A 24,199-nucleotide genomic window follows, 5' to 3' on the forward strand; every position below is an offset into this window, starting at 1 on the left:
TCAGGAGTTGCAGATGATGTCTTGCTTGAGTAGGCGGGGCAAACAAGTAATTCGTTTTCATCTCTAGACCGTGAAATAATAAGTTTGGTGGTTTGCAGGTAATCTTGTTATTTAGATATATCACATCTAAACAATGATTACACCTTGTGCAAAATTCTTATCATAATTTTAGTTAAGTTGTTTAGAAAATAATTTTCTAATTTTGCGCTGTTTTGTTTTTTGTGGGAAATAATTTTCATATTTTTGCCTTATTAAGGTAAAAAAGATTATCTGGTCTTAAAAAGGCAAAAATAAATATAGTTACAGTTCTGACCACATACGAATTAAATTATGATAAATGTTGGTCAGCTTCATGACTTCTGGATAGTTATCACCGTGTGATTTACGTAGTTCTCGAATGCTCTCATCAAGATTAAATAAAAGATGGCGTTTACTATCGTCACGGACCAAACTTTGTACCCAGAAAAAAGAAGCAAAACGAGTACCTGAGGTAATGCTACTGACTTCGTGCAGGCTAGTAGACGGGTAGAGCACGACATCACCTGCTGGTAATTTAACTTCGTGATAACCATAAGTATCTTCAATCACTAGGTCACCACCTTCATATTCATCGGGTTCACTTAAAAATAATGTACAAGATAAATCAGTGCGGAGCTGTTCAGAAGTTCCACGGATAAGGCGAATTGAGTTATCTACATGGAAACCAAAGCTTTCATGTTCATCATAACGATTAAAAAGCGGTGGAATAATTTTGTGGGGTAGGGCAGCAGCCTGAAACACTGGATTTTGCCAAATTGCTTTGATGACAAGATCACTTAAATGATGAGTAAGGGGATCTTGTTCTGAGAGTTGCTGATTTCTTTTCACCGAAGCAGACAAGGTGCCGGCAGTCACTTTCCCACCTACCCAATTGGCGTCTTCCATGAGCTTACGAAACTCGGCAACTTGCTCTTTGCTTAAAACATTGGGAATATGATGAATCACAGCAAACACCTTTTAAATAGATACTTCATTTGTAAAAATAGCCTCATGACGAGGCTATTTTATATGAAATTCAACTAATTCCATAAATAAATTATGGAATTTAACCTTAGTACTTAAAGTTAATCGCTAAGACAGCGTTACGACCATTGCCTTCAAATGCGTAGTGAGCTGCATGTGCACTAGTGAAATAACGCTTATCAGAGATATTGTTGATGTTAAGCTGTAAGTTTACGTTCTTGTTCACGTCGTATTTAGCCATAGCATTGTAAATAGTGTAGGTTGGCAAGTATTTCGGAGCAGTTGTGTTTACAAAAACTTGATCGCGATATTCAACACCAGCACCTAGAGTCAATTGAGGCATTACTCGGTAAGTAGACCATAGAGTGGCGCTGTTCTTCGCTACAAATGGTAATGGTTTACCTTCTTGAGCAACTAAATTATATGCTGCTTCGGTAATTTCACTATCTAAATAGCTATAGCCTGTAGAAACATCCCATTTGTCGGTAATTTTCCCATTCAAACTAACTTCAAATCCATCGACTTTACTTTTACCTGCATTGGCAGTCGTAGTAGGGTCGATTTGGATACGTGTATTTTGCTTTTCAGTACGGAAAACTGCCGCTGTTAAGTTCGCACGGTTATTAAACAAGTCCCATTTTGTTCCTACTTCAAAAGTACGAGCTTTTTCTGGTTTAAGTGCATTAATAACATCAGTAGTACCGAGAGCATTATCGCTATTATCACCTTCAGCAAGTACACCAACAGGGTTAGCAGAAGTTGCAAAGCTTGCATAAATACTGCCATTTTCAGTTGGTTTATAGACTAGACCAGCTTGATATGAAAAATAGTCGGAATCACTTTCATACTTTGTACCTTCTGGAGTAGCAACTTTTGAATAGTCATAAGCACCTTTGTTAGTTGCATAAACATCCTTATTATATTTTTTCTCAGTTTCAAATTTATCCCAACGCACACCTAAGTTAAGTAACCATTGTGGATTAAATTCAATACTGTCTAAAGCATAAATGCTTACATTGTGACTACGAGTGGTCGATTGTGCTGTGATAGATCCACGCTTATCTGTGAAGGCACCATTTCCAGGATTATTTAAACTCGTACACCAGCCATTTGCCACAGCAGCAGCTGAAGTACAGTTGTTAATATTATCTTGTAAAATTGTAGAAGTCGTTTTCCCTTCCGCATTAGTAAAAGTATACATACCTTGGTCGGTTTCCTGGAAGCTCCATTCAGTGCCGACATTAAAAGAATGCTTTAGGCTACCTGTGTTGAATTTACCTCTTAAAGAAAGCTGATCGCTATAAGCATCGCTATCTAAAATACGGCTTAACGCACGGCGAGCGATTGTGCCTCTGTAAATATTACCCTTAGAGTCATCAGCATTCGTATAAACATAATCAGATTTAGATTTGTTGTAAGTCGCTACATTCGACAAGGTAAGATTTTCATTAAAGTCGTGCTCCAACTTAAATGTACCAATGTGGTTTTCGCGTTTATCAAAATCACGTGCTTTCCAACCATAGTAAGTTCCTGCTTTTACATTAACAGGTTTACCATCCCCCTTTTCAGCACCAGCTGGCGCATAATCTGGAATATTTGGATTGTTGAACGGAATACCTGCATCAGGTTCATCATTACTACGTAAATAGTAGTAGCTCAGTGTTCCGCGAGTTGCCGTATCTAAACCAAATGCAAGACTTGAGGCAATACCGACACGGGCATATTCTGCACCGTTACTTTGGCCAGCTTTTTCATTTTCGTGACCCATGATAACTACACGACCAGCAACTCCGTTACCAAAGTCTTTGTTGGCATCAAGTTGGATATGACGATAGTTGTCAGTACCACCTTGAACGCTACCTTGGTAAACGTCACCTTCATGAGCTACTTTAGGGATTAAGTTAATACTTCCACCCACGCTACCGCCACCACCAAGAGCAGAAGAAGAGCCTTTAATGACTTCAACTTGTTCGATAGCAAACATATCGCGGCTTTGTGAAGTTGTATTGCGAACACCATCAACATAAATAGAAGATTGACCGCTATAACCACGAATGTAAGGCATGTCTGTAAACGGTGTGCCGCCTTCACCAGCACCTAATGTAATACCAGGTTCATAGCGTAACGCTTCGAGTAGGGTATTAGAGTTTGTATCTTTAATTAATTTTTGAGAAAGAATAGAGACTGATTTTGGTGTGTCTTTGAGAGGAGCTACGAATTTAGAGTTTGCAGACTGATCTACTTTTAAAGATTCTTCTTGAGTCGCTTTAGTATGAATTGTTGGTAATTGTGAAACTGCTTCTTGCGCCATGGCTGTTGTTACAATCATTGATAGCGATGAAGCTATTGCAGAAGAAACAATTTTTTTACGTGTTCTAATCAAAGACATAACTTCAGGACTCTAAAACTAAAAGGTTATGCGAATAATAATAATTCTTATTTATATGTACAGTTTGTGTTAATTGGATTTGCCAATCGAATTATGAAGGAAAAGTGAATGATTGAATGGAAAATTGTGCTTTTATGTAGCTAATCTACTGATTATTGGTAATTGTTTGTTAAAGCGATTAAATTCAAAGTTTAATTGTAATTTTAGATTTATAAAGAATAACTAAAAAATTAGTTTTACTTAAGTGCTTATGAAAAATATTTAAAGAATCATAAAATTACTGTGAAATTTACTAGAATAATGTTCTTCACTTACATGAAGTGATCGGTTAATTTTGTATATCTTGAAAGTTGTCATATAATACAGCACTTTTTTAAAAACTGTTCCTACTAACTAATTTTTATCGAGGAAGCCATGCAAGTAACGACTGAAGCGGTTTCGGGCGTTGCCCGTCGTTTAAATGTGTCTGTACCGACGAGCCGTATTAACGAGCAATTTGAAGCTCGTTTGAAGCGCACTGCCAAAACTGTGAAGATCAACGGCTTCCGTCCAGGTAAAGTACCTGAAAACGTTGTTCGTCGCGAATACGGTGCAAGCATTTATCAAGAAGTTGTAAATGACATCATTCGTGATAGCGTTTTTGAAGCAATTCAACAAGAAAAAATCAATGCGGTAGGTATGCCGAACATTGAGAAAGTTGAACATAAAGAAGACGCTTTAGTTTTTGAAGCAACTGTAGAAGTTTATCCAGAAGTTGAAGTAAAAGCATTTGACGGCTTAGAAGTTGAACGTAAATCAGCTGAAATCAAAGACGCTGACGTTGACGCTATGATCGAAAACTTGCAAAAACAACGTCAAACTTGGGCTGTAACCAAGGGGATGGCGAAAAAAGACATGCAAGTGACTTTTGACTTTGAAGGCACTATCGATGGTGAGAAGTTTGAAGGCGGTTCTGCTGAAGACTTTAAACTTGTGTTAGGTTCAGGTCGTATGATCCCTGGCTTCGAAGATGGCATCATTGGCATGAAAGCTGGTGAAGAGAAAGTAATTGATGTTACTTTCCCTGAAGATTACCAAGCTGAAAACTTGGCTGGTAAACCAGCTCAGTTCAAAATCACTGTGAAGCAAGTTGAAAAATCTAAACTTCCAGAAATTGATGCTGAATTCTTAAAAATCTTCGGTGTAACTGAAGAAGAGGGCGTTGAGAAGTTAAAAGCTGACGTTCGTAAGAATATGGAACGTGAAGTTCGCAATGGTTTACGTAACCAAGTTAAACAAGCTGCTTTTGATGCTCTTGTTGCTGCGAACGAAGTTGAAGTTCCAACTGCAATGGTTGCTCAAGAAATTGACCGTCAACGTCAACAAATGGTTCAACAGTTCACTCAACAATTTGGTGGTGCAGGCGCGCAATCTTTTGACAAGAGCATGCTTCCTGACGAATTGTTTAAAGAACAAGCAGAACGTTCTGTTAAGCTTGGCGTATTGGTAAGCAAAGTTTTAGCTGATGCTAAACTTGAAGTTGACCAAGCTCGCGTTGATGCTTACATTGACGACATGGCTTCTTCTTACGAAGATCCAACTGAAGTGATTGAATACTTCAAAAATGATGCTCAACAACGTGCTCAAATCGAAGCAGTTGTATTAGAAGATCAAGTTGTTGATCACATCTTAGCTGGTGCTAAAGTGACTGACAAAGCTGTATCTTATGATGACTTATTGAAAGAACAACAAGCTCGCCGTATGGGCTAATCTTTTAAGAAGTCAGAAAAAGGCGCCTTAGGCGCCTTTTTTGTTTTTCTTTATGTGGTCAATTTGAGTGCGGCATTAAGTACTTAGGTATAAATAATATAATATTTCAGTGCGAACCTTTTGCAATTTGAGAAATTATCCCGCATATTGTTGCCATAGGTTAAGTCACAAAAAATTTAGGAATAAATAACGTATGTATGTTCCAACAATTGAAAATGCTTTAGTTCCTGTTGTGGTTGAACAATCTTCTCGCGGCGAACGTTCTTTTGATATTTATTCACGACTTTTACGTGAGCGCGTCATTTTTTTGACAGGTGAAGTTGAAGATAACATGGCAAATCTGATTGTTGCCCAAATGTTGTTTTTAGAAGCTGAAAATCCTGATAAAGATATCCACCTTTATATCAACTCTCCAGGTGGATCTGTGACAGCGGGCATGGCCATTTATGACACGATGCAGTTTATTAAGCCTGATGTCGTGACATATTGTATGGGTCAAGCTGCTTCAATGGGTGCATTTTTATTAAATGCGGGCGCTAAAGGCAAACGCTATTGTTTAGAAAATGCCCGTGTCATGATTCATCAACCATTGGGTGGTTTCCGTGGTCAAGCATCGGATATTGAAATCCATGCGCGTGAAATTCTCTTTATTAAAGAGCGCTTGAACCGCTTAATGGCAGAGCACAGTGGTCAAGACTATGAAACCGTTGCTCGTGATACTGACCGCGATAACTTTATGACAGCCCAAGCTGCTAAAGAATATGGTCTGGTTGATCAGGTGTTAAGTAAGCGTCCATAAGGACCTTCTTATATAAATAACTTGAGATGTTGAAAAAGATCTCCATTTAGTTATTTATGCAGTGCATCTTGCCCTAATATTTAAGATTCTATTTGTGGAGTGAATATGTCCGAACATCCTCAAGGACAAAAACATTGTTCATTTTGCGGTAAAACGCAGTCTGAAGTCGGGAAACTGATTGCGGGTGAGGACGCATATATTTGTAATGAATGTGTGGATGTCTGCTTAGACCTTGTACAAACCAGCCAACAGGTTGAAGCAGGTGACTGGGCGAGCAAGGCATTGCCAAAACCACATGAAATACGTGCTGCGCTTGATCAATATGTTATTGGTCAAGATCTTGCCAAAAAGACACTCTCTGTTGCAGTTTATAACCATTATAAACGCTTGAAAGTTGGTCATAATGGCCATGTGTCTAAAGAAGTAGAAATTGCTAAAAGTAACATTCTACTGATTGGACCTACTGGTTCAGGTAAAACTTTACTTGCACAAACATTGGCTCGCCTTTTAGATGTTCCATTTGCGATGGCAGATGCAACAACATTAACCGAAGCGGGTTATGTGGGTGAAGATGTTGAAAATATTGTGCAAAAGCTTTTGCAAAAAGCAGACTACGATGTAGAGAAGGCTCAGAAGGGCATTATCTATATTGATGAGATTGATAAGATTACTCGTAAATCTGAAAATCCATCAATTACGCGTGATGTGTCTGGTGAAGGTGTACAACAAGCATTATTGAAAATGATTGAAGGTACAGTTGCTTCGATTCCACCTCAAGGTGGTCGTAAGCATCCACAGCAAGAGTTTATCCAAATTGACACCTCAAATATCTTATTTATTTGTGGTGGTGCATTTTCTGGTTTGGAAAAAATTGTACAACAGCGTCAAGAGAAAGGCGGTATTGGTTTTACAGCTGACGTTAAAAACAAAGATGAAACCAAAAAGCTTGCTGAATTGTTCCGTCAGGTTGAGCCAACTGACTTAGTGAAATTTGGTTTAATTCCAGAATTCATTGGTCGTTTACCAGTGATTGCGACACTTGAAGAGCTAGACGAAGAAGCTTTAATGCAAATTTTGACTGAGCCAAAAAATGCATTAACACGCCAGTATCAATATCTTTTCACTATGGAAAATGTTGATCTGATCTTTGAAGATTCTGCATTACGTGCTGTTGCTAAAAAAGCGCTTGAACGTAATACGGGTGCGCGTGGTCTACGTTCTATTATGGAAAACGTACTGCTTGAAACTATGTATGATTTACCAAGTCGTACAGATGTTGGAACAGTCATTATTAATGAAGCAGTCATTAATGGTGAAGCAGAACCTGTTTATCAGGCTGAACGCCAACCTAAAGAAGCTGCAACGCATGAAAGTGTTGCTAAGGCAGATTTAAAGGTTATTGATTCGAAGTCTGCATAGATTTCATTCATCTAAAAAGCATGAATCGCGTTAGTGATTCATGCTTTTTTTGTTTTCAATTTATATGGGTAGTGTTAATCTTAAAAATACAAAATACGCATAGTTTTGCGGTGTAAAAAATAAATCAAAAACAAAACGCTTTGAGGGATGCCATGCGTTATTTAATCGTATCTTTGTGCTGTGCCGGACTATTTGTGGGCTGTCAAAGTTCATCTCATTTAGAAAAAAATCCGAGTGAATTGACCGCGACTCTACCTAAAGTTGATGTTGAAAAAGAACCTGGTTTATTAGATCAATATCATTTAGGCGGTTTTACTGTGGGAGGGTGGGTCAACCAAAAATTGGGTCAGACTTTTGCTCCAATTAAACCACAAAATGGACAGGCTGCTGTAGTTTATCTATATCGACCAGACACAAAATGGAATCGTCAGGAAATTGCAGCGATTAATCTCTTTGTGAATGGTAAGCGCATTCCGAGTCTATTACATAATCATTATTACTGGATTGAGTTACCAGCAGGAACGTATCGTCTTTCTGCGAGTCGCCCTTTACTTGGTATCCATTTTCAAGAACCAAAATATATTGATATCACTGTTGAGGCGGGAACATCTTATTATTTGAAATATGATGAAGAAAATAAAATGGACCGAAGTGAACATACTGGTCCATTTATGTTAATGCAAGACAATATTGGACGTAGAGAGATAGCGTTTACTGAGCTTAAATCTTCTAGCTATAATTTTGTGGCTGAAGATGCTTCAGGAAAGATCCGCCATAAACCACAAGAATTAAAGCCAGCCAAATATGACGAAAAATCAGATGTACACCTGATTAAGCCATTTAAATTATGGAATCCTTTAACTTGGTAATGAGCTGCAAAAGATAAAGAAAAGTTAAGACTTTTCTTTATCTTTCATCAACGGTGCAATAATTTTAAGCATCTCTTCTTGCATATGATCTCGTGCTTTAGGATCATTAAATGTTTGCTGTCCCAACTCCATCATATATTCTGAAATTTGCCCCATAATCTGTACGTTTTTGCGCGTAATTGATTGGCCTTCTGGGGTTTTTAAAAATTTCAGATTCGCCTGAATTTCCTCTTCAGTATAAGTCTTTAGGTAAATATCCTGTAAGGCTTGAGCTGTTTTTGGGTTGCTAATGAGCTGATTGCTCGAATCTTTTAAGAGTGAACCTAACTTCTTCGCGGCCTCTTTTTCTTTTGGGCCTAAAGTTTTAATGCCCGTGATATTACTAACGATCTGTTCTGCCTGTTGATCATAGTAAGGTGTTAATTCATTAATTGACTCTTTAAGCAGGTAATCAATTTGGCTCATTTGCATGAGTTCTTTAACTGAACTTAGCTTGGCAGGAGAGGCAAATAAGCTTGTGGTAATACAGCTTAGGCAGAGGCTGATTGAGAGATTTTTAAGAATAGGGCGAATAGTCATGAAATGACCTATATTCAATATATGGCGAGAGGGTGCTTTCATTAATAGCACAGATTGACGAAGTAATTGTTACAATTCTTTTCAGATTTTAAAATAAAAAAAGAATGCATAAAAAAAGCACCGAATTCGGTGCTTTTTTTGATTAGCCAGCTGCTGCATCGACTACTGGAATTTTTCCAATTTTCGCTTGCCAGATTTTTGGAGCTACTGCGTGAATTGAAGTACCATTTACATCAACTGCAACAGAAACAGGCATATCTTCAACTACGAATTTGTAGATGGCTTCCATACCTAAGTCTGCAAATGCAACAACTTCAGCTTCACGAACAGCTTTAGATACGAGGTAAGCCGCACCACCAACTGCCATTAAGTAAGTTGCTTTGTTGTCTTTGATTGCTTCAATTGCTGTAGGACCACGATCAGCTTTACCGATCATACCGAATAGACCAGTATGTTCTAATACTTTACGTGTGAATTTATCCATACGTGTTGCAGTTGTAGGGCCAGCAGGACCAACGACTTCATCACCCACTGGATCAACAGGGCCAACGTAGTAAATAAATTTACCTTTAAGATCAACTGGTAATTCTTCACCATTGTCGATCATTTCAACCATACGTTTGTGCGCAGCATCACGACCTGTGTACATTGTTCCGCTAAGAAGTAATGTGTCACCTGGTTTCCAAGAGTCCATTTCTTCTTGAGTAATGGTATCAAGGTTTACACGTTTAGACTGTGAAGAGTCCCAAGTTACAGATGGGTAGTCTTCAAGTTTTGGTGCTTGAATATGAGCTACACCTGTACCATCAAGCTGGAAGTGAGCATGACGAGTAGCAGCACAGTTAGGAATCATACCTACTGGTTTACCAGCAGCGTGACATGGGTAATCTTTAATTTTAATATCAAGAACAGTCGTTAAACCACCAAGACCTTGTGCACCAATACCAAGTGCGTTTACTTTTTCAAAGATTTCGATACGAAGTTCTTCGATTTTGTTTTCTGGTCCACGGCGAAGTAATTCGTCCATGTTGATTTCTTCCATGAGCGCTTCTTTAGCAAGCATCATGGCTTTTTCAGCAGTACCACCAATACCGATACCGAGCATACCAGGAGGACACCAACCTGCACCCATAGTTGGAACAGTTTTAAGAACCCAGTCAACAATCGAGTCAGATGGGTTAAGCATCGCAAGTTTAGATTTGTTTTCTGAACCGCCACCTTTGGCAGCAACAGTAATATCTACTTTGTTACCCGGAACGAGTTTGTAGTGAATTACAGCAGGGGTATTATCTTTTGTGTTTTTACGACCAAATGCAGGGTCAGCAAGTACAGATGCACGAAGAACGTTGCTGTTTTCAAGGTAACCTTGGCGAACACCTTCATTTACTGCATCGTCTAAGCTCATCGTTAAATCAAATTTAACATCTAAGCCCACTTCAAGGAAAACGTTAACAATACCAGTATCTTGGCAAATTGGACGATGACCTTCCGCACACATGCGAGAGTTAATTAGAATCTGTGCAATTGCATCCTTTGCGGCTTTGTTTTCTTCGCGATCATAAGCACGGCTCATCGCTTGGATAAAGTCTTGCGGGTGATAGTACGAAATAAACTGTAGGGCGTCCTTGATCGATGTAATCAAGTCATCTTGTTTGATAATCGTTGTCATACCAGAAAATCTCTTGAGCGGGCTGTTAGCTAGCGGGCTAAATTATATGACAAAAAGACAGTGTTGTGGGAGATTGGTTGATCTTTTGACCGAAAGTCGCATAAGAACATATTGATGTGATTTAAAAGAGAGAAATCGGAAAATTATTTATTTTTGAATGACTAAAATAAAAAAAGCCATTTGAGCGGATATCAAATGGCGAGAGGTAGTAAAGGTGAATTTATTAATTATTTGGCAGCGGCTTGCTGTTCTGCCTGAATTGCTGTTAATGCAATGGTAAAGACGATGTCATCTACCAATGCTCCTCGAGACAAGTCATTGACTGGTTTGTTGAGGCCTTGCAGCATTGGACCTACACTTACAACATTTGCAGCACGTTGTACTGCCTTATAAGTTGTATTGCCCGTATTTAAGTCTGGGAAAATAAATACATTGGCACGACCAGCAACACGTGAGTCAGGGGCCTTTTGACGCCCTACACTTTCAACTGAAGCTGCGTCGTATTGAAGTGGACCATCAATTAGTAAATCAGGACGACGTTGCTGAGCAATTTGAGTTGCTTGCTGTACTTTTTCAACATCAGCGCCTGTTCCGGAAGTACCAGTTGAGTAGCTGATCATGGCAATACGCGGATCAATTCCAAAAGCTTTCGCTGAGTCAGCAGACTGAATTGCAATTTCAGCAAGTTGTTCTGCGGTTGGATCTGGATTAATCGCACAGTCGCCATATACATAAACTTCATCTGGCAAAAGCATAAAGAATATTGATGAAACCAGTGAATATTCAGGTGCTGTCTTGATGAGCTGGAATGCTGGGCGGACCGTATTCGCTGTGGTGTGTACCGCACCTGAAACTAAGCCATCGACTTGATCTAAGGCTAACATCATGGTGCCAAGCACTACGGTATCTTGAAGCTGTTCTTTCGCTTGCAGCTCGTTGAGTTTGCCTTTACGTAGCTCAACCATTGGTGCAACGTATTGATCACGAATACTATCAGGATCAACAATTGCCAATTCAGCAGGTAATTCAATACCGCGTGCTTTTGCAACATCGTGCACAGCATCTGGTTTAGCTAACAAAATACAGTCAGCAATACCACGTGCCTGACAAATTGCCGCAGCTTGAATGGTGCGCGGTTCATCACCTTCAGGTAGCACAATCCGTTTTTTCGCTGCAATCGATTTTTGCACCAGTTCATGACGGAAAGCCGATGGCGACAGGCGAGGAGTAGCGGCATTATTGCTATGCTGTTTAAGCCATTCAACATCAATATGACTTGAAACAAATCGAGTCACTTGCTCAGCACGTTCAGTATCGTCAATTGGAATTTCATTGCCAAAATTAGATAAACGCTGAGCAGTTTCAAGTGTATTTAAACGGGTATGTAAAATCGGTAACCCTTGTTTAATTGCACTTTGGCAAAACTCTAAAAGCTCAGGTGCTGGCGCTTCTCTTTCGGTAAGAACTAAACCCGCCAGAGGAATACCATTGCTGGTTGCCAAACTACTTGCAAGTAAAACATCGGTACGCTCAGATGCGCTAATAATTAATTCGCCTGCAATGAATTTATTCAGTTCATATTCAATGCTTGAAGCAATTAAACTCGAATGCAAAATACGACGTGTTTTAGCTTCACCTTGATGTACCCATTGCCCATCAATGACATTTGCAATATCAAGTGTTCTTGGTACGCTTAACGTGTTGCTAAATGGAACCAGCCCAATAATCGGTAAATCACTAGAACCAAAATAACGATTATATTTTTGCAGTTCAGTCGTAAATTTTGCGATTTCTTCAGTCGGTCGTAACGATGGATCAAACGCAACAGGAATTTGAGCTGTTTCTTCGGTTAATCCACGGGTACGCATAAACAGTACACCAGCAGTACGATTTGATGTTGCTCCACCAAACTGGCGTAAATGAGCATCTACTTTTTCTGCGGCTTTTTTCGGGTTTTGAATATCTGCTGTACTAACTAATACAACTTCTGCATCAAGCGCTTGTGCAAGACTTGCGTTGAGCTCACTGGCGAAGTGGTCTTGTCCGTTTGGTAATAAACCTTCCACAATAATGACATCATGGTCTGCTGCAACACTACGATGAAGGCTAACCGCTTCTTCAAGTAATTCATCTACTTCCCCAGCGGCAATAAGCTGAGTTAATTTTTCATGCGAAATAGATTGAACGGTTTTACTTTGAAATAAATGACCAAATAATGAAGTGGTTCGGTCAAGATGCTCTTGGTCTTCTTGAGAAAATGGTTTTAAAAAGCCTGCTTTAATGCCGTTACAATCAAGTGCGTAAATCATGCCTAAGCAGGCAGAGGTTAAGCCAACCCCTTCGCCTGTAGGAATCAATAAAATTGTATTCATATAAACCTATAAATAAACGAATATCGAGTTTTCGCTAAGCTCTAATTAAGCAAGGCTTGCTACAGATGCTGTATTTTCTGCCGCTTCAACAACTTGACGAGTTTCTTTGGCAATACGGCCTTCTTCGTCTGTAGGAATGACCCAAATTTGTGGACCATTTCCGTTGTCGATTCGCCCTTCAGTGCCACGTTTTAGGTTGTTGTTTTGATCTTTATCAAGCTGCAAACCAAAATGAGGTAAATAAGCTAAGGTTTTTTCACGAATATAGGCTGAGTTCTCGCCAATACCACCTGTGAAGATTAAGCCGTCCAATGTTGGTAAACCACAGCTTAATGCAGCAAGTGATTTTGCAAGGCGATAGCTAAAGACTTCAATTGCAAGGCAAGCATCTTCATTACCATTTTCAGCAGCTTCAATGACTGTACGCATGTCGTTAGACAGTTGAGATAAACCTAGTAAGCCACTTTCGTTATTTAAAACTTTATCAATTTTTGCTAAATCCCAACCGAGGTTTTTCGCAAGGAAGCTATGTAAGCTTGGATCAACGTCACCACTACGTGTTCCCATCACTACACCTTCAAGTGGAGTAAGACCCATAGAAGTATCAACACTTTGTCCATTCCATACTGCGCAAGTTGAACTGCCGTTTCCTAGGTGCGCTGTTAACCATCCACCCTTTTTCAGGTTACCTGCTAGCTCACTCGCTTTGTCAGATACATAAGCATGGCTTGTACCATGGAAACCATAACGGCGGACGTTGTGGTCAGTATATAAAAACTTAGGAATTGCATAACGGTATGCATGTGGTGGCATGGTTTGGTGGAAGGCAGTGTCGAATACGGCAACTTGAGGTAATTCAGGGAATAGACGTACGGTTGCATCAATACCAATTAAATGTGCTGGGTTATGAAGTGGGGCTAAAGGTGTCGCAGCACGAATACGTTCAATAATTTCAGGAGTGAGTAATTCTGCTTTGGTTAAACTGCCACCGTGTACAACACGATGTCCGATTGCCTGCGGTTTGTAGTTGGCAAGACGTGCAAGTAAAGTTTCTAAAGCTTTGGCATGGTCAGCATAAGGGATTGAAAGTTCAAGTGGTTCACCACCTACTGTAATTCCCTTAATACGAGCATCAGCTGCCCCCAAGTTTTCTGCTAAACCGTAAATACGATCTTCACGACGCTCTGAAACCAGTGCGTATTTAATAGATGAAGAGCCGCAATTGATAACTAATACTGATGTAGCCACGTTGAAATACCCAAGTCCTGATTTAAAATAGTTTTCCTAACTTCCTATTCAAGATGTATTATTTTTTGATACAGATTGAACGGGTTGTCATGTTTTAGCATGTGTTGTTTTTCTGTCCAAGATAGACTTTAGCCCATTAGACTTAAGAACTATCGACCATCAAATTATTTGCAACTAATATCTGTCCAGTATAAAGCTTAACCACTGTATTCCTTGTTTTTTTGTAGAAGAATTAAACAGTTTTTTGTATATATTTATGAAAGGTAAATTTTGAATTGATGTAATTTTCAAATATTCGGTATAAATTTTTTAAAGTAAAAGAATTGCTGTTATTTTAATCAAACCCTATGGGTATATTACAAATAATATACGTAACTAGAATTAAGTTTTAATCGCTTATATATAAGTTAAAAAGAATAAATCATAAACATTTTTAATATAAAACTCAGTATAAAAAGTCGGTATCTGTACATTTATAAAGATATTTCATTGCATTGATATTATGAGAATTTTCTCATAGTTTTTAGAGTGTAATATACCTGTAAATATAGTCCAAAATAAAACCCTTCACTTGTTTATAACTTAAACATTATTTGTCTTTAATACCTATGCTTGGGTATTCCCGTAAAGTTGACTAGGGCTTGCATGTCGCTTTTTGCCTTAATAATATTGTTCCTCCCCCTTACCAAATGATTATCAAATATATCATTTGGTCTATTTTTATGTTCCGGCTTATCCGGTTGTACAGGAGCGTCCAGCATGGACTTGCCGAATCCAGTATTGGCAAAAGTGACCGAGCGTGTAATCGCACGTAGTCAAAAAACTCGTTCTGCATATTTACAACGTATTGAACATGCGCAAGGCAAATTTCCTGCTCGTGGAGCACTTTCATGTGCCAATCTGGCTCATGGTTTTGCCAGTATGGACGATAATGAAAAATTAATTATTAAAGTAGGCCGTGAACCAAATATTGGCATCGTATCTTCATATAACGAAATGCTGTCGGCTCACGCACCGTATAAAACATTTCCAGATTTAATTAAAAATGCCGCTCGCGAAAATGGGGGGGTAGCGCAGTTTGCAGGTGGTGTACCTGCGATGTGTGACGGTATTACCCAAGGTAATGCTGGCATGGAACTGTCATTGTTTTCTCGTGAAACCATTGCGATGAGTACAGCGATTGCATTGTCTCATAACATGTTTGACGCAGCTTTATGTCTTGGTGTTTGTGACAAGATCGTGCCGGGCTTGCTCATTGGTGCTTTGCAGTTTGGCTATTTACCTACTATTTTTGTGCCAGCTGGTCCAATGACCAGTGGTCTATCTAACGATGAGAAAGCCAAAATTCGTCAGCAATTTGCAACGGGTCAGGTTGGCCGAGATGCTTTGTTAGAAGCTGAGTCAGCTGCTTATCATGGGCAAGGGACTTGTACTTTTTATGGTACAGCCAACAGTAATCAGATGCTGATGGAAGTCATGGGCTTGCATTTGCCAAGTGCCGCATTTGTTCATCCTCATACACCATTACGTGATGCACTCACCGCAGAAGCAGCGATTCGTGTACTTGATTTAACAGTTGAGCGTGGAAACTACACGCCGATTGGTCATGTGGTCGATGAAAAAGCAATTATAAACGGTATTGTGGCTTTACTCGCGACTGGTGGTTCAACCAACCATACTTTGCATTTGATTGCGATTGCTCGTGCCGCTGGCATCTTGATTGACTGGGATGACTTCGATGAGTTGTCAGCTGTTGTTCCATTACTCGCAAAAATCTATCCAAATGGTAAAGCTGATGTAAACCATTTCCAAGCTGCAGGTGGGGTCGCTTTCCTCATTCGTAATCTACTTGAAGCTGGTTTGTTGCATAACGACGTAACGACTGTGGCTGGTAAAGGTTTACAGCACTACACCAAAGAACCGAAATTGATTGACGGTAAGCTCACTTGGGTTGATGGTGTGGTTCAAAGCCTTGATGACAAAGTTTTACGTAGCATTGATGCGCCGTTTCAACCAGATGGTGGCTTGCGTTTAATGCAGGGTCGCCTTGGCCGTGGCGTAATCAAGATTTCTGCTGTTGCGCCAGAACACCGTAAAGTTAAAGCTCCAGCAATTGTGTTTGATTCGCAAGAAGCAGTGCAAGCTGCATTTGATCGTGGTGAATTACACCGAGACTTTATTGCAGTTGTTCGTTTCCAAGGTGCGCGTGCGAATGGTATGCCCGAATTGCATCGTTTAACGCCTGTGTTGGGTGTTTTACAAGATCAAGGTTTCCACGTTGCTTTAGTCACTGATGGGCGTATGTCTGGTGCTTCAGGTAAAGTTCCTGCGGTGATTCATTTATCTCCAGAGGCCTTACTAAATGGGCCGATTGCTAAAGTGCAAACAGGCGATATGTTAATCATTGATGCTGAGGCTGGCGTACTTGATGTTGAAATAGATGAAGATGTATGGCAGTCACGCCCTGTTGCACAGCCTGAACATCAGGCAGAAAACGAAGTTGGCTTTGGCCGTGAATTATTTGGTGTTTTCCGTGCTGCTGCTGCGCCAGCTGAACATGGAGCATCTGTATTTGGTGCATTGGTTGGTGAAAATTCACCAGAGCAGATTTGAATCAAAGGAACTGAAAAATAATGATTAAAATTGAAGATATCGTCAAATTAGGTCCAGTTATCCCTGTATTGGCATTTGATTCTGCTGAGCAAGGTGAAGATGTATCACGTGCTTTACATGCAGGTGGCGTAAAAGTTCTTGAGATTACGTTACGTACCGCTGCTGGTCTTGCTGCTATTGAGCGTGCTAGCCAGTTGGCCGATGACATTGTGGTGGGTGTAGGTACGATTACCAAACCAGAACACTGTGCTCAAGCCAAAAAAGCAGGTGCTCAATTTGGGGTATCTCCTGGTTTGACTAAAGATCTGCATTTGGCTGCGCAAGATGCTGGCTTACCTCTATTGCCGGGTGTGATGACACCAAGTGACCTAATTCAAGCGATTGAATTGGGTTATGACATTGTGAAGTTCTTTCCAGCTCAACAGGCAGGTGGTGTTGAGATGCTAAAAGCATTTTATGGTCCATTTCCAAACTTGCGCTTTTGTCCGACTGGTGGAATTACGGCAGAGTCAGCGCCAGATTTCTTAAAACAACCTAACGTGGTTTGTGTAGGTGGTTCATGGTTAACACCTAAAGCTACAGTAGCTGCCCAAGACTGGTCTGAAATTACTCGCTTGGCACAAATTGCGAGTCAGTTGAGAGCTTTGTAAATGTAGACAATATTTATAAAAAATGAAGTGCATTTTATGTGCTTTAAAGGCTGTATTGATGTGACCAGTTTTTGCTGGTCACACCTAAATATAAAAATTTAATGTCTTAACAGTAGGAATTACTGTGGTTGAAGACCCTTGTTTAGGCAGTGTGCCTAAATAATTATTCCAAGGAGAAGTGTCCCATGGAGACGGTTCAGGGTGGCATGTTACTGATCTACACTGTAATCGCGATTATTGCTTTAGTGGTCATGATCGCGAAGTTTAGAATTTATCCATTTTTAGTTCTCATTATTGTTTCACTCGGTTTAGCCTTGGCTGTTGGCATGCCAATGGGTGATATTGTTAAGTCTTATGAAGCCGGTACAGGTAAAACCTTAGGTCACCTCGCGATTGTAATCGCACTAGGAACAATGCTCGGTAAAATGATGGCCGAGTCTGGTGGCGCAGAGCGAATAGCAATTACTTTAATTAAGTGGTTTGGTGAGAAAAATATTCACTGGGCCATGATGTTTATTGCCCTTATTGTTGGCCTTCCCGTATTTTTCGAAGTAGGTTTCGTTCTACTCATTCCAATTGCATTCAATATCGCAAAAAGAACAGGTAAATCTTTATTGGTTGTGGGCTTGCCAATGGTTGCCGGTTTATCGGTTGTGCATGGCTTAATTCCACCACATCCAGCGGCATTGTTGGCAGTACAGGCTTATCATGCTGATATTGGTAAAACAATTGCTTATAGTCTGATCGTTGGTGTGCCAACGGCTATTGTTGCTGGACCACTGTATGCACTTTGGATTAATAAATATGTCAAATTGCCTGAAAATAACCCGTTAGCGAAGCAGTTTATTGAAGCAGATACGAATAGAACTCGTGAGCTACCAAGCTTTGGGATTACCTTATTCACAATTATGCTGCCTGTAGTATTAATGTTGGTTGGAAGCTGGGCTGATTTATTCTTTGCACCACAGACTTTCGCAAATGATTTGCTACGTTTTATTGGTACTTCTGATATCGCATTACTCATTGCCGTGCTAGTCAGCTTTATTACCTTTGGTACGATGCAGGGCTTTAACCGTGAACAAATTGAAAAATTCTGCGGTGGGTGTTTAGCTTCTATTGCTGGGATTATGTTGATTGTAGGTGCTGGTGGTGGTTTTGGCGGTATTTTGCGTGACACTGGTATTTCTAATGAGATTGTTTCTACAGCGTTGAAGGCAAACCTGTCGCCGTTATTGTTGGGCTGGTTTGTTGCAGCATTAATTCGTTTGGCAACAGGATCAGCAACGGTGGCTATGGCTACAGCGTGTAGTATTGTCGCTCCAATTGCAGCTACGGCGGGTGTTGCTGTTAGACCAGAACTTTTAGTACTTGCCACAGGTTCAGGTTCATTAGTTTTCTCACATGTAAATGACGCAGGATTCTGGTTAATCAAAGAATATTTCGGTATGACAGTAGGACAGACACTCAAGACTTGGTCAGTATTAGAAACGATCATTTCAGTGTTGGGTTTATCTTTCACGCTACTGCTTAGCACTATTTTATAATTAAAGGTGAGTAATCCATGATTGTGATTGCAATGGGTGTCTGTGGAACAGGTAAAACGCTGATTGGTGAGTTGTTGTCAGAGCGTTTGGCTTGTGAGTTCCTTGATGGCGATACGCTTCATTCAGCTGCAAATAAAAGTAAGATGAGTCAAGGTATCCCTTTAACTGATGAAGACCGCTTGCCATGGTTACAGGCAATTCGTCAGGTCATTGAAACCAAACAAAGAGACGGTGAAACGGCTGTATTTACATGCTCATCTTTAAAACGCATGTATCGCGATATTTTAAGAGGGCAGGACCAGAATGTTAAGTTTGTCTACTTAAAAGGTTCTTATGAGTTATTACAGCAACGACTTGCAGCAAGATCAGGTCACTTTTTTGACCCAGCGTTGCTACAAACTCAGCTAGACACATTAGAGGAACCTGATGTGAATGAAGCAATTGCTATTGATATTGCTCTCACACCAGAACAAATCATTGAACAAGTCATCCAGAAGCTAGGGGTGACTGATAGTGTGTGTCGGGGGTAAATTCATCTAGAAAGGTTATCAACGCTTTAAGATATTCACCTTGTGGTTTACGGTTCAAGCAAGGTGAGTACGGATAATAATAGTGATATTGACCCGAATAAAACCTGATTACAGTGGCGAGTTCGGGAACATATAAAAGACATACGAATAATAAGGTATTAAGAAGAATGAATCAGTTAAATAATCTACAGCTTAAATTCCCAGTAGTGGACAGTATTCCCGAAAGTGTGCGTCTGCCCTCCCAAATTCATCAGCGTGTCTCACTCGTGGATGGTGAGTTGAAGCTATGGGCTGGTGCAACCAAGAAAACATTATCTCCAATCTGGATTCAGCAGCCTGACGGTAGCCTACAGCAAGTTGAACTTGGTAGTTATCCAGTCATGGGTGAAAAAGAAAGCGATGAAGCACTAGAAGCAGCGGTAAGGGCTTACAATAATGGTCGTGGCGAATGGCCCATGATGAAGGTTGGTGAGCGCATTGCCTGTATGCAAAATTTTATTCAGCGCATGGTGGAACAGCGAGATCTAATTATTAAGCTGATCATGTGGGAAATTGGTAAAAGCTTGGCGGATTCAGAGAAAGAATTTGACCGTACGATTACCTACATGCGTCAAACGATTGATGCCCTGAAAGATTTGGATAATGCCAACTCCCGCTTTGTCATGGCTGAAGGTACGATTGGTCAAATCCGTCGTACTCCATTAGGCGTAGTGTTGTGTATGGGACCATACAATTACCCACTGAACGAAACCTTTGCGACTCTGATCCCAGCCATGCTGATGGGTAATACCATTATTTTTAAACCACCTCAATTTGGGACTTTGTTGTTTGAACCGTTACTAGAAGCGTTCCGTGATTCATTTCCAAAAGGTGTGATCAATACGATTTATGCACCAGGCTCTCTAGTGGTCCCCCATCTACTGGCATCTGGGCAAATTAATGTGCTGGCACTGATTGGCTCTAGTAAAGTGGCTGATCACTTGAAGAAGCAACATCCTAAATCTCACCGTCTGCGTGCGATTTTGGGGCTGGATGCGAAGAATGCAGCCATTATTCTGCCAGATGCCGATTTGGATTTAACAGTGAAAGAGTGTCTGCTGGGTGCACTGTCGTTTAATGGTCAGCGTTGTACCGCGCTCAAAATGCTGATGGTACATCGCTCGATAGCCGATGAATTTGTTAACCGCCTAACGGCTGAACTGGCCAAACTTAAAGTGGGTATGCCGTGGGAAAAAGGTGTATTTATTACGCCGCTACCAGGTATGCATCGTACAGCCTACATGACTGATGTCATTGAAGATGCCGTGGCTAAAGGTGCAAAAGTGGTTAATCCGGAAGGTGGTGAGTTCTGCAAAACCATGTTCTATCCAGCCGTAGTTTATCCAGTGACTGAAGGGATGAGGCTGTATCGTGAAGAACAGTTCGGTCCAGTTGTGCCAGTTACTGTTTATGATGATATTGAAACTGTCTTGGATTATGTTACTACTTCTGATCATGGTCAGCAGGTGAGTATTTTTGGTAGTGACCATGAGCAAATTGGCCATTTAGTTGATCCGCTGGTTCATCAAGTCTGTCGTGTAAACATCAATTGTCAATGTCAGCGTGGCCCTGATGTATTCCCGTTCGGTGGTCGTAAAGATTCCGCGGAAGGTACACTGTCTGTGCATGATGCTCTACGAGCGTTCTCTATCCGTTCTATGATTGCTGCTAAACAAACAGATGATAGCAAAGGCATGTTGGCCTCTATGGTGTCTGAGCACTATTCTAAATTCGTGAATACCGACTTTATTTTCTAGTTAATAACTTGAATAATAAAAAACGCCTGATATTGATCAGGCGTTTTTGTTTGAACTCATAGATTAATTATTGGCGAATTTGACCATCACCTAACACAATCCATTTTTGAGAAGTTAAGCCTTCTAAGCCAACAGGACCGCGGGCATGGATTTTATCTGTAGAGATACCAATTTCTGCCCCTAAGCCATATTCAAAACCATCAGCAAAACGAGTTGATGCATTAATCACGACTGAACTTGAATCTACACGAGCCAAGAACTGACGAGCCAAAGTATAGTTTTCAGTCACAATTGCATCGGTGTGATGTGAACCATATTTGTTAATATGGTCAATTGCTTCATCAATACCGCTAACCACTTTAACAGCAAGAATTGGCCCTAAATATTCGGTATACCAATCGTCTTCTGTTGCAGGTTTTACAGAGGCACCCAAAATACGGCGTGTTTCTGGGCAACCGCGCAACTCAACTTGTTTTTCAGCATAGAGTTCTGCAATCCGTGGTAAGAAAACGTCTGCAATTTTTTCATCAACAAGCAGTGTTTCCATCGCATTACAAACACCGTAACGATGTGTTTTGGCATTCAATGTAATTGGCAATGCTTTTTGCAAGTCTGCTTGAGCTTCTACAAACACATGACAGTTACCATCAAGATGTTTAATGACAGGAATACGCGCTTCGTTGGTTACGCGCTCAATTAAGCTTTTACCGCCACGTGGAACGATTACATCTACATATTCAGCCATCGTGATGAGATGACCAACAGCTGCACGGTCAGAAGTTTCAATGACTTGTACTGAATGCTCAGGTAAACCGGCAACTTTTAAACCATGCTTAATTGCTTCTGCGATTGCTTTATTTGACTCGAGTGCTTCTGAACCACCGCGTAAAATAATGGCATTGCCTGATTTAATCGCTAAAGATGCAGCTTCAAGGGTAACGTTCGGACGTGATTCGTAAATCATACCCACTACGCCTAGAGGCACACGCATTTTTCCAATTTGAATACCTGTGGGGCGATATGCAAGATCCGTAATTTCCCCAATTGGATCGACAAGCGCGATCACATCTTTTAAACCTTGCAACATCCCTTTAAAGCGTGCGGGCGTAAGCTCAAGACGATCAAGTAAGGCACTGTCGAGCTGGTTGCTACGACCTTTATCCATGTCGATTTGATTCGCCGCCAAGATTGCTGCTTGATTATTTTCTAAAGCAGTATAAATAGCAGAGAGTGCATGATTTTTTAGTGAGGTAGAAGCACTTGTTAAGACGCGTGAGGCCTCACGTGCTTGTTGCCCAACTTTTTGCATATATTGTTCAATTGAATCTTGCATAGCATTTTTTAATCATTTACCAATGAGTAAGATAGTAGCAGTCAAATGCGGAACAATGAATGGCTTTTTTTGAAAAATGTGACCGCCATAAAAAAACATTTAAATATTTTGCAAACTATTAGCGACTTAAACAAGATGAGCGGTCATTTCAGCGATTGCGTATATTTCAGACAATTGTTTAGAATGTTATTGTGCAATACAAACTAATACAAATTTTAAAGTTTTGTGCATAAAAGATTACGTGTTCAAGAAGGAACTCTTGCAGCATAAAAAAATTACAGCAAGGAGGAAGCAAGGATATGAATTCCATTATTCAAATGGATTCGGAGATCAACCAAGCTTATGCCGGTTTTGGCTTTTTCGATATCTACCATAGAGATAGTTTTAAACAACCTGCTCGTACAACATGGATTGACGGTTGGAAAATTGAATATATGGCAATTGCCGATCCTAAAACGATTCACAAAACACCGATTGTGATTGTTGGTGGTGCTTTCCAGAATTTTAATTCTTATAAATATTGTGTTGAACAATTGTTTGAAAGTGGTCCGGTTATTTTAATTGATTTACCTTCTATGGGCGCAAATCAGCAAATTACCAATCGGGACACAGGAGTATCAGCAGGTACTTTAGAGCTACCTGATTTGTCTAAAATGTTGGGACGCTGGTTAGATATTGTGGGACTACAAAAAGTTTCTGTGATGGGAATGTCTTTGGGGTCAGTGATTGCTTCTTGCTTTGCTTATCACCGTCCAGAATTAATGGATCGCATGATTTTAATGGGGGTTATGCAAAAGACCCGAAAAAGTTGGCGAATGATTTTGGAAGAGTCGCTCAAGCTCATGCAAGAAAACCGCATGGAAGAGTTTGGGCAAGCTGTAATTTTATATTTAGTTAATCATGCAAAATTAGATAAAACCCGCATGTCACCAACAGCTAAAAAATTATTTTTTAGGCAAATGGCTGAGTTTACGGGTACTGAGCGAGAACGTTATGAAATTAACTGTAATCGTCTTTTGCGGTTAACTGATGTACCCATTCCAGAGTGTAAAACCCTAGTTGCAGCAGGGCAGTACGATAGTTTTACTCTGCCTCATGAAAATGCGAACTTTGCTTTGCAATGCCCAGACATGGAATTTGCACTTATTGCAAACGCTGACCATGTGCCACAGCTCCAGCGCCGTAAAGAAACCATGAGTTTGTTCACTTCATTTTTAAAAGGTGAATCTATCCAAAATTTGGATGGCATTATTCCTATGACACGTGAACAAATGAAAAACATGGAGCGCCGTGGAGAAGAGCGAGTTCGAGTTTTGCAGCCAAATACGCAACTTACTCACCGAGAGTTTGATGTGCAGGTTTCTATAACGATTGTTGATGTCACATTCTTCGGTATGTATTTAAAAATGGATGATGTTTCGCAGCTTGATTTTGTGAATGACCATCCACGTGATTTGGCACTACATTTAGAAGATGAAGAGGGTAGCTTTGCAATTGAGTGCTTAATTTTTGAAAGTACAGAGCAAGGTATTCGAGCTTTATTTAAACATGGTAGTTTCGAACTTGCTGATCGTTTAAGCCGTTTTATTGCTCGTCAAAAACAAGCAGCTTAATAATATAGTTATAGATGGAAGCTCG

General features: G+C 40.2%; 17 protein-coding genes and 1 pseudogene. 10 read left to right on the forward strand and 8 right to left on the reverse strand.

Annotated elements, in window-relative coordinates; genetic code table 11:
- Positions 1 to 300: 300 nt before the first annotated feature.
- Both AW165_RS06245 and AW165_RS06250 read right to left on the reverse strand, forming a co-directional pair.
- Entirely contained in the window at positions 301 to 984 is a 684-nt protein-coding gene (locus AW165_RS06245; RefSeq protein WP_032054373.1) for a Fe2+-dependent dioxygenase, read from the reverse strand.
- Between the two features lie 106 nt (positions 985 to 1,090).
- Positions 1,091 to 3,391 carry a TonB-dependent receptor gene (locus AW165_RS06250; protein WP_060465256.1) on the reverse strand — a complete coding sequence of 767 codons (2,301 nt, stop codon included), beginning with the start codon at positions 3,389 to 3,391 and terminating at the stop codon, positions 1,091 to 1,093.
- A gap of 414 nt (positions 3,392 to 3,805) precedes the next feature.
- On the opposite strand from AW165_RS06250, the gene tig reads away from it, so the two are divergent.
- The 4 genes from tig to AW165_RS06270 all read left to right on the forward strand — a co-directional run bounded on the left by tig (position 3,806) and on the right by AW165_RS06270 (position 8,227).
- Positions 3,806 to 5,140, forward strand: a complete 1,335-nt coding sequence (gene tig / locus AW165_RS06255; RefSeq protein WP_060465257.1) for a trigger factor — start codon at positions 3,806 to 3,808, stop codon at positions 5,138 to 5,140.
- A 193-nt stretch (positions 5,141 to 5,333) separates the two neighbouring features.
- On the forward strand, positions 5,334 to 5,939 hold the full coding sequence (gene clpP / locus AW165_RS06260; RefSeq protein ID WP_002114870.1) for an ATP-dependent Clp endopeptidase proteolytic subunit ClpP: 606 nt from the start codon (positions 5,334 to 5,336) through the stop codon (positions 5,937 to 5,939).
- A 105-nt stretch (positions 5,940 to 6,044) separates the two neighbouring features.
- Positions 6,045 to 7,358, forward strand: coding sequence for an ATP-dependent Clp protease ATP-binding subunit ClpX (gene clpX, locus AW165_RS06265; RefSeq protein ID WP_002114726.1), 1,314 nt, complete (start codon positions 6,045 to 6,047; stop codon positions 7,356 to 7,358).
- Between the two features lie 152 nt (positions 7,359 to 7,510).
- Positions 7,511 to 8,227, forward strand: coding sequence for a DUF2846 domain-containing protein (locus tag AW165_RS06270; protein WP_060465258.1), 717 nt, complete (start codon positions 7,511 to 7,513; stop codon positions 8,225 to 8,227).
- 24 nt (positions 8,228 to 8,251) lie between these two features.
- On the opposite strand, the gene AW165_RS06275 is transcribed toward AW165_RS06270, so the two are convergent.
- The 5 genes and pseudogenes from AW165_RS06275 to AW165_RS19075 form a co-directional block, all read right to left on the reverse strand.
- Positions 8,252 to 8,806, reverse strand: coding sequence for a DUF2059 domain-containing protein (locus AW165_RS06275; RefSeq protein ID WP_060465259.1), 555 nt, complete (start codon positions 8,804 to 8,806; stop codon positions 8,252 to 8,254).
- A 142-nt stretch (positions 8,807 to 8,948) separates the two neighbouring features.
- On the reverse strand, positions 8,949 to 10,475 hold the full coding sequence (locus AW165_RS06280; RefSeq protein ID WP_002115045.1) for a fumarate hydratase: 1,527 nt from the start codon (positions 10,473 to 10,475) through the stop codon (positions 8,949 to 8,951).
- A 227-nt stretch (positions 10,476 to 10,702) separates the two neighbouring features.
- Complete coding sequence (gene pta, locus AW165_RS06285) at positions 10,703 to 12,847, reverse strand: phosphate acetyltransferase (RefSeq protein WP_039764427.1); 2,145 nt, start codon at positions 12,845 to 12,847, stop codon at positions 10,703 to 10,705.
- 45 nt (positions 12,848 to 12,892) lie between these two features.
- Positions 12,893 to 14,095 carry an acetate/propionate family kinase gene (locus AW165_RS06290; protein WP_032005610.1) on the reverse strand — a complete coding sequence of 401 codons (1,203 nt, stop codon included), beginning with the start codon at positions 14,093 to 14,095 and terminating at the stop codon, positions 12,893 to 12,895.
- Positions 14,077 to 14,196: pseudogene (locus tag AW165_RS19075) on the reverse strand (hypothetical protein). The gene AW165_RS06290 and the pseudogene AW165_RS19075 overlap by 19 nt, the downstream one beginning before the upstream one ends.
- Positions 14,197 to 14,854: 658 nt before the next feature.
- On the opposite strand from AW165_RS19075, the gene edd reads away from it, so the two are divergent.
- The 5 genes from edd to AW165_RS06315 all read left to right on the forward strand — a co-directional run bounded on the left by edd (position 14,855) and on the right by AW165_RS06315 (position 21,228).
- Positions 14,855 to 16,708, forward strand: coding sequence for a phosphogluconate dehydratase (edd, locus tag AW165_RS06295; RefSeq protein WP_060465260.1), 1,854 nt, complete (start codon positions 14,855 to 14,857; stop codon positions 16,706 to 16,708).
- A gap of 20 nt (positions 16,709 to 16,728) precedes the next feature.
- Complete coding sequence (gene eda / locus AW165_RS06300; RefSeq protein ID WP_044101251.1) at positions 16,729 to 17,358, forward strand: bifunctional 4-hydroxy-2-oxoglutarate aldolase/2-dehydro-3-deoxy-phosphogluconate aldolase; 630 nt, start codon at positions 16,729 to 16,731, stop codon at positions 17,356 to 17,358.
- A gap of 185 nt (positions 17,359 to 17,543) precedes the next feature.
- Positions 17,544 to 18,902 (forward strand): gluconate:H+ symporter, encoded by a 1,359-nt coding sequence (locus AW165_RS06305; protein WP_002115035.1) that lies wholly within the window; start codon positions 17,544 to 17,546, stop codon positions 18,900 to 18,902.
- Positions 18,903 to 18,919: 17 nt separating this feature from the next.
- Positions 18,920 to 19,432, forward strand: a complete 513-nt coding sequence (locus AW165_RS06310; protein ID WP_017398806.1) for a gluconokinase — start codon at positions 18,920 to 18,922, stop codon at positions 19,430 to 19,432.
- Between the two features lie 167 nt (positions 19,433 to 19,599).
- Positions 19,600 to 21,228: an NADP-dependent glyceraldehyde-3-phosphate dehydrogenase gene (locus tag AW165_RS06315; protein WP_060465261.1), complete on the forward strand. Its 1,629-nt coding sequence runs from the start codon at positions 19,600 to 19,602 to the stop codon at positions 21,226 to 21,228.
- 67 nt (positions 21,229 to 21,295) lie between these two features.
- Here the strand turns inward: AW165_RS06315 and AW165_RS06320 are convergent, their stop codons facing one another.
- Positions 21,296 to 22,561 (reverse strand): glutamate-5-semialdehyde dehydrogenase, encoded by a 1,266-nt coding sequence (locus AW165_RS06320; RefSeq protein ID WP_060465262.1) that lies wholly within the window; start codon positions 22,559 to 22,561, stop codon positions 21,296 to 21,298.
- Between the two features lie 299 nt (positions 22,562 to 22,860).
- Here AW165_RS06320 and AW165_RS06325 point away from each other — a divergent pair, with 299 nt between their 5' ends.
- Positions 22,861 to 24,174, forward strand: a complete 1,314-nt coding sequence (locus AW165_RS06325) for an alpha/beta fold hydrolase (protein WP_060465263.1) — start codon at positions 22,861 to 22,863, stop codon at positions 24,172 to 24,174.
- The last annotated feature ends 25 nt before the right edge of the window (positions 24,175 to 24,199 follow it).

Source organism: Acinetobacter sp. LMB-5 (assembly GCF_001541635.1).
GTDB lineage: Bacteria > Pseudomonadota > Gammaproteobacteria > Pseudomonadales > Moraxellaceae > Acinetobacter > Acinetobacter pittii.